Annotated in this window: 6 protein-coding genes; 5 read left to right on the top strand and 1 reads right to left on the bottom strand. The window is 68.0% G+C overall.

Features of this window, described 5'->3' with window-relative positions:
* Positions 1-337: 337 nt before the first annotated feature.
* Positions 338-1,246, bottom strand: a complete 909-nt coding sequence (locus C882_RS06380) for an ABC transporter substrate-binding protein (protein WP_009539753.1) — start codon at positions 1,244-1,246, stop codon at positions 338-340.
* Positions 1,247-1,324: 78 nt separating this feature from the next.
* On the opposite strand from C882_RS06380, the gene C882_RS06375 reads away from it, so the two are divergent.
* The 5 genes from C882_RS06375 (at position 1,325) to C882_RS06355 (ending at position 5,863) form a co-directional block, all read left to right on the top strand.
* Positions 1,325-2,329 (top strand): FecCD family ABC transporter permease, encoded by a 1,005-nt coding sequence (locus C882_RS06375; RefSeq protein WP_009539752.1) that lies wholly within the window; start codon positions 1,325-1,327, stop codon positions 2,327-2,329.
* Positions 2,326-3,384: a FecCD family ABC transporter permease gene (locus C882_RS06370; RefSeq protein ID WP_009539751.1), complete on the top strand. Its 1,059-nt coding sequence runs from the start codon at positions 2,326-2,328 to the stop codon at positions 3,382-3,384. The genes C882_RS06375 and C882_RS06370 overlap by 4 nt, the downstream gene beginning before the upstream one ends.
* Positions 3,377-4,165 (top strand): ABC transporter ATP-binding protein, encoded by a 789-nt coding sequence (locus C882_RS06365; protein WP_009539750.1) that lies wholly within the window; start codon positions 3,377-3,379, stop codon positions 4,163-4,165. The genes C882_RS06370 and C882_RS06365 overlap by 8 nt, the downstream gene beginning before the upstream one ends.
* Positions 4,166-4,245: 80 nt before the next feature.
* The gene (locus tag C882_RS06360; protein ID WP_043644027.1) at positions 4,246-4,752 is read left to right on the top strand and encodes an RNA polymerase sigma factor; all 507 of its coding nucleotides are present in this window, start codon (positions 4,246-4,248) and stop codon (positions 4,750-4,752) included.
* A 109-nt stretch (positions 4,753-4,861) separates the two neighbouring features.
* A complete protein-coding gene (locus tag C882_RS06355) occupies positions 4,862-5,863 on the top strand; it encodes a FecR family protein (RefSeq protein ID WP_009539748.1) in 1,002 nt (333 codons plus the stop codon).
* The last annotated feature ends 137 nt before the right edge of the window (positions 5,864-6,000 follow it).

Here is a 6,000-nt window from a genome sequence, read left to right as displayed (position 1 = left end):
TCATAACCTGAAGGTCGCAGGTTCAAATCCTGCCCCCGCAACCAACATGTCAACGCCCCGGCTTGGAAACAGGCTGGGGTGTTTTCAGTTGTAGTCTCGGCTTAATCACACCCCCGCAACCACGCCATCCCGGCGGCGTAGCGGAAACCGCCGATGACGACGCGCAGCGGACAACCGGAAGCCTTGTCTTTCAAGGCACCGCCGATCACGTTCTGGAACACTCGCAGCATTGGCTGCGGTCGGCCACGACCGGCGGGAGGGTGGCGACCTCCACCGTTGCTCCGGTCCCGTTGGTATGGGCACGCAGGTTGAGTGCGTCGCCGTGCAGGGACCTCCGCTACTCGAGTCCGTAGATCTGCTCCAGGTCGTCGAGCATCATGCGCGCCGCAATGATGCCCCCCGACGTGTTCCAGGTGGCGTCGGAGACCTCGTGCACGCGACCAGCCTGGACGGCGGACAAGGATTTCCACAGCGGTTCGCGCATCCAGTCCGCCGCGGCTTCGGACGCCGTGCCGTCGCCAGTGTCGAAGACGAAATAGAAGAGCCGGTCACCGTCCATGTCAGGAATCCGCTCCTTGATCACCTGATCGGCGAAGGCGTCCTTGTCCTGGGGCTGGGGTCGTGCGAAGCCCACCCGCTCCAGAATGCCTCCGGCAAAGCTGTCCTTGTAGTAGATGCGCGCCGTGCCCGGCATGAACCGGACCAGGGAAACGGCCTCGTCGAGGCGAGGCCCCAGGGCTTCCGCGAGGTCGCGGGCACGCGCATCAAAGGCATCGAGTTGCTGCTGTCCGGCGGTGCCCAGGCCCAGGGCATCGGCGTAGAGGCGCATGTTGTCCTGCCAGGCGCCCCTTAGAACATTGGACATGACCGTCGGCGCAATCGCCGACAACTGATGGTAGATCGCCTCCTGGCGCAACTTGTTGCCGATGATGAGGTCCGGCTTCAGCGCGGCGATCACCTCCAGGTTGGGCGCATGTTCCGTCCCCACCATCATGACTCCGTTCATGCGCGGTGCGATATGTTCGTACCACGGATCGCCCAGCCACGACCGCACCGCCCCTACGGGCTTCACGCCCAGGGCAAGCAGTGCCTCGGTGCCCTCGTTGGTCAGCACGACGACGCGGCGGGGCGTGTCCGGCACCTCCGTTTCGCCCATGGCATGGCTGACGCTGCGCGCCGCGGCCGGCGCCGACGCCAATGCCGACACCACCAGCACGAGCACCAGAAGGCGCCGCATTTTCTCCATCGCACACTCTCCTGCGGATTTACACCATTCCGGCCAAGTGCTAGAGGATACGCGAATCATTTTCAATCGCGATACGTCATGGCTTTCTCTGCCGGTTCCTCCCGCCCGCCTCTTGCTCGGCCCTGGATCGCCGCCACGGTTTCGCTGGCGATCCTGGCGGTGGCGAGCCTGTGTATTGGCCTGACGACCTATGGGCCGGGACAGGCGTGGGCGGCGCTGACCGCCTTCAACGGCAGTCCGGCCCACCACGTCATCCGCGACCTGAGGCTGCCGCGCACGCTGACGGCGCCGACGGTGGGGGCCGCCCTGGCCGTTGCCGGGGTCCTGGTCCAGACGCTGACCCGCAACCGCATCGCCGCCCCCGACATCCTCGGCCTGAACGCGGCCGCGGCGCTGGCGGTGGTAATCTTCGTCAGCCTGGTCGGCGGCACCGCGCTCGTGCTGGTGTCGGGCGCCGCCGTCGCCGGGGCCCTGGCGGCTGCCGTGGTGATCTACCTGATCTCGGCGGCGCACGGTCCCATGTCGCCGGCGCGGACGGTGCTGGCGGGGATCACGCTCACGGCCTTGCTCGGGTCGCTTACCCAGGTGATCCTGACGACCGAGGAAGCGGCCCTCGAAACGCTGCTGTTCTGGCTCGCCGGGGCCTTCGCCGACAGGCCGCTGGACCTGCTTTGGACCAACGCCGGGCTGCTGGCTGCCGGCTTCGCCGCCGCTCTCGTGCTCGCGCCGTCGCTGGATGTTCTGGCGACTGATGACCGCACGGCGGCCGGGCTCGGCATTTCGCCGGCGCGTCTCAGGGCCATGGCGTTCGCCGCCGTGGCGGCCCTCACGGGCGGAGCAGTCGCTGTCGCCGGGCCCGTCGGCTTCATCGGCCTGGTGGTGCCGCACGCCGCGCGCTGGATGGTCGGCCCCGGACATGCGCGGCTGGTTCCTTTCGCTGCCGTGGCTGGCGCTGTGTTCGGCCTGGGCGCCGACATACTCGCCCGGCTTGTCCTGTTCCCAGACGAGGCTCCGGTCGGAGCGATCACCGCCCTGATCGGCGGCCCCGTGCTGCTGTGGCTGCTGCGCCGGGGGCTGGCATGATCGGGTCGCACCGCCCGGCGCGCCTGGGCCTGCTTCAGGTGATGTACCGGCCGCGCGCGCTGGCCCTGGTGGGCGTACTGGCGGGGCTGGTCGCTGCGCTGGCGCTTGCCTCCGTGGCCCTCGGAAGTACATGGATTCCGCTGTCTCGGATCCTGGCCGCCCTGGTCGGTGCTGGGGCGGAGATGGACACCCTGATCGTCGTCGACTTCCGGCTTCCGCGCGCGCTGATGGCCGTCCTGGCCGGCGCCTGCCTGGGCGTGGCGGGACTGCTCCTGCAGCGGGCGACGCGCAATCCACTGGCGTCGCCGACGGTGCTGGGGATCGTCGACGGCGGTGGCGTCGCGGTGTTGCTGTTCCTTATCCTGTTCAGCGATGCCGACGACTCCCTGATGGTGAGCATTCACTGGCAGCCGGCGGCGGCGGCCCTGGGGGCGGTGGTGTTCCTCGGCCTCGTCTTCTGGCTGTCGCGAGAGCAGCGGACGGCGCCGGTTCGCCTGATCCTTTACGGCGTGGCGGTGGCGGCGTTGGCCAAGGCCGCGATCACGCTTCTCATGGTCACCGGGCCCGTCTATCGCGCCAGTCAGGCGACCCGCTGGCTGGCGGGAGCGCTTGACGGCGTCGACTGGATGGAGGTGCGCATCGCGGGGGTGTTGACGGTCCTGCTTCTTGGGGTGGCGGCTCTGGTGACGCGGCGCATGAACGTCCTCGACCTGGACGAGATCTCGGCCCACGGTCTCGGCGTCGGCAATCCGCTCAACCGTCTCGGCCTGTTCGTCCTCGCCGCGCTGCTGACGGCGACCGCCGTCTCCTTCCTTGGCGGCATCGGCTTCGTCGGGCTCATGGCGCCGCACTTGGCGACTGCCCTGCTGGGCCGCCCCACGGGCGCCGGCCTCGTCGGCACCGCGCTGATCGGCGCCGCCCTGGTCCTGAGCGCCGACCTTATCGTCCGCGCGCTTTTCGCGCCGATCGAGGTTCCGGCGGGCGCCGTGACCGCGCTGGTCGGCGGCCCCTACCTCCTGTACCTCCTGACGCGGAAGGGCTCGACCCATGGATAGCGCCGTCACCCTGGCCGACATCTCCGTCAGCTACGGGGCAACGCCGGTCCTGAAGGGGATCGACCTGGTCCTGCCGCGCGGGCAGGTGACGGTTCTGGCCGGTCCCAACGGCTGCGGCAAGTCCACCCTGCTGGCGACCATTCGCCGGATGCTGCGGCCGTCAGCCGGAATGGTCGCCGTCGGGCAGGACGACATCATGACCCTGAGCGAGCGGCAACTGGCGCGTCGCATGGCTCTGCTCGCCCAGCACGCCAGCGCTCCCGACGAACTGAGCGTCTTCGAGTTGGTCAAGATGGGACGCTTTCCCCACCAGGGGTTCCTCCGCCAGTGGACGGACGCCGACGCCCGGGCCGTGGAGGCCGCCGTGGAGGCAACGGACCTGGCGCCCCTTCTCGAGCGACGCCTGGACACCCTGTCGGGCGGGCAGCGGCAGCGGGTCTGGCTGGCCATGGTTCTGGCCCAGGACACGCCGATCATCTGCCTGGACGAGCCCATCAACCACCTGGATGTCGCCCACCAGTTGCAGTGCCTGGACCTGGTCCGGCGGCTGAACCGGGACATGAAGAAGACAGTGGTGGTGGTCCTGCACGATCTCAACCTGTCGGCGCGCTACGCCGACTTCATGGTCCTTCTGAAGGACGGGCGGGTGCAGGCGACCGGGACGCCGGACGACCTGGTGACCGAGGCGACGGTGCGCGAGGTCTTCGGCATAGACAGCCGGGTCATCAGCGATCCGGTATACGGGCGACCGTTGTGCATCCCCCTCTCTGCCCGACCTTGAAGGGCCCGAATTATGAATTTGATACGCATTCGCAGCCCTTTTAGCGTATCTGCGGCAGAGTCGACAGGCGGAGGCGGGTGGTGCCGGACCGGGACGTAAGGGCGCTGTTCCTGGCGCATCGACGGGAGCTTGAAGTTTACCTGACGCGGCAGGTCTCCTGCCGCGATACCGCCGCCGACCTGCTGCAGGAGACGTTCGTCCGCCTTGTTCAGCAGCCGCCGACGGCGGATCTGAGCAACGTTCGCGCCTACCTGTATCGAATCGCGCGCAATCTGGTGATCGACCACTTCCGTCGCCACGGGCGCCGGCAGACCGTGATAATGCCGGTCGAAGATCTTCATGCGATCGCCGATGAGGCCGTGCCCATTGATCAGGCGCTGGATGCCGAACAGAGGCTGATGCTGCTACGCCAGGCGATCGCCGACCTGCCGGAACGGACGCGGCAGATATTCACCCTGAACCGGATCGACGGACTGACGTATGCCGAAGTCGCCGAGTTCCTCGGCATTTCCGAAAGCTCGGTGCAGAAACACCTGGCGAAGGCCCTGCTGCATGCGATGCGTCGGATCGAAGCGCCGTGCGACTGAGGGATTATTATTTTTTTGAAGTAAGGTTTCGGCGCCTGTCGAGCGTCTTACGGACAGGTAGAACCAGACCGCCGTTGCCAGCACGAAACGCCGCTGAATGGATGGGGACATGATCGAAGGGGAGACCCAGGGCCGGGACATCCATGAAGAGGCTGCCGCCTGGGTGGTCCGGGCCGAAAGGGGGCCGCTGTCCGAGGCCGAGACGCGGGCCCTGGAAGCCTGGCTCGCCGAAAGTGATCGCCACGGGGCGGCTTATGCCTTCGCGCAAGCCACCTGGAATGACCTGGGCCGGCTTGGGGGCTCCAGCAGCGACGCGGCCGTGCCGGCGGACGGAGGTGGCGATGCCGTCGTGCCGTTCAAGGCACGGCCGCGGCGCGTCGCGCGGCGCCGGTTGTGGCAGGGATTGGCGGCGTCTGTCCTGATGGTGGCGGCCATTGGCGGGTTCAACCGATTTGCCGGCCCCGCCGCCGACTATCAAACCGCGGTCGGCGAAGTGCGGAGCGTGTCGCTGCCCGACGGCAGCACCGTCCATCTCAACACGGACAGCGCCATCGCCGTCCGCTACGACCCCGGCCATCGCCACGTCGCCCTTCTGCGGGGAGAGGCCGTCTTTGCGGTGGCCCCGGCATCGGGCGCGCCTCGGCCGTTCACCGTCGAGGCAGGCGAAACCCGCGCCAGGGCGCTCGGCACCCGCTTCCTCGTCCGGGCCTACGAGGAGGACACGGTCGAGGTGGCGGTGCTTGAGCACCGGGTGGAGGTCACTGCCGAAGGCGGTGGGCAGGGCGCGTCGGCAGTCGTGGTCGACGCCGGCCAGGCCGTGCGCCACGGCGAGGGGACCGGTATCGGCCCAGTCCGGCGCATCGATGGCGCACGGGCCGCCGAATGGCGGCACGGGCGTCTGGTCTTCGACCAGCTCTCCCTGGCCCGGGCGGTGGCGGAACTCAACCGCTATCGGCCGGAACGCATCGTGGTCCTGGACGCCGCCCTGGCCGAGCGCCGGGTGAGCGGCGTGTTCCGCCTGAACGGGCTCGACGATGCCGTCGACGTCATTGCCGATGAACTGGATGCCCGCACTCTCCGTCTTCCCTCCATGATCACCGTCCTCTACTGAGGTGCACATCGCACGGCTGCGCCTCTTCCCGAAAAAAAATGTCGGCAAGATTACTGACTCTCTTGCGCCGCGCGTCATACAGACCGAAGAGATGCGAATGCCAGTCATTCGCACATGTCTGGCGTGAGAGATTGGAG

The sequence above is a fragment of the Caenispirillum salinarum AK4 genome (genome assembly GCF_000315795.1).
Taxonomy (GTDB): domain Bacteria; phylum Pseudomonadota; class Alphaproteobacteria; order Rhodospirillales; family Rhodospirillaceae; genus Caenispirillum; species Caenispirillum salinarum.
Note: the sequence above shows the minus strand (reverse complement) of the source record. Positions and strands in the feature narration are given on the sequence as shown.

What these genes read in the sequence shown, in the direction of transcription:
- C882_RS06380 (WP_009539753.1), bottom strand. Translation starts at nt 1,246, where the DNA reads ATGGAGAAAATGCGGCGCCTTCTGGTGCTCGTGCTGGTGGTGTCGGCA.
- C882_RS06375 (WP_009539752.1), top strand. Translation starts at nt 1,325, where the DNA reads ATGGCTTTCTCTGCCGGTTCCTCCCGCCCGCCTCTTGCTCGGCCCTGG.
- C882_RS06370 (WP_009539751.1), top strand. Translation starts at nt 2,326, where the DNA reads ATGATCGGGTCGCACCGCCCGGCGCGCCTGGGCCTGCTTCAGGTGATG.
- C882_RS06365 (WP_009539750.1), top strand. Translation starts at nt 3,377, where the DNA reads ATGGATAGCGCCGTCACCCTGGCCGACATCTCCGTCAGCTACGGGGCA.
- C882_RS06355 (WP_009539748.1), top strand. Translation starts at nt 4,862, where the DNA reads ATGATCGAAGGGGAGACCCAGGGCCGGGACATCCATGAAGAGGCTGCC.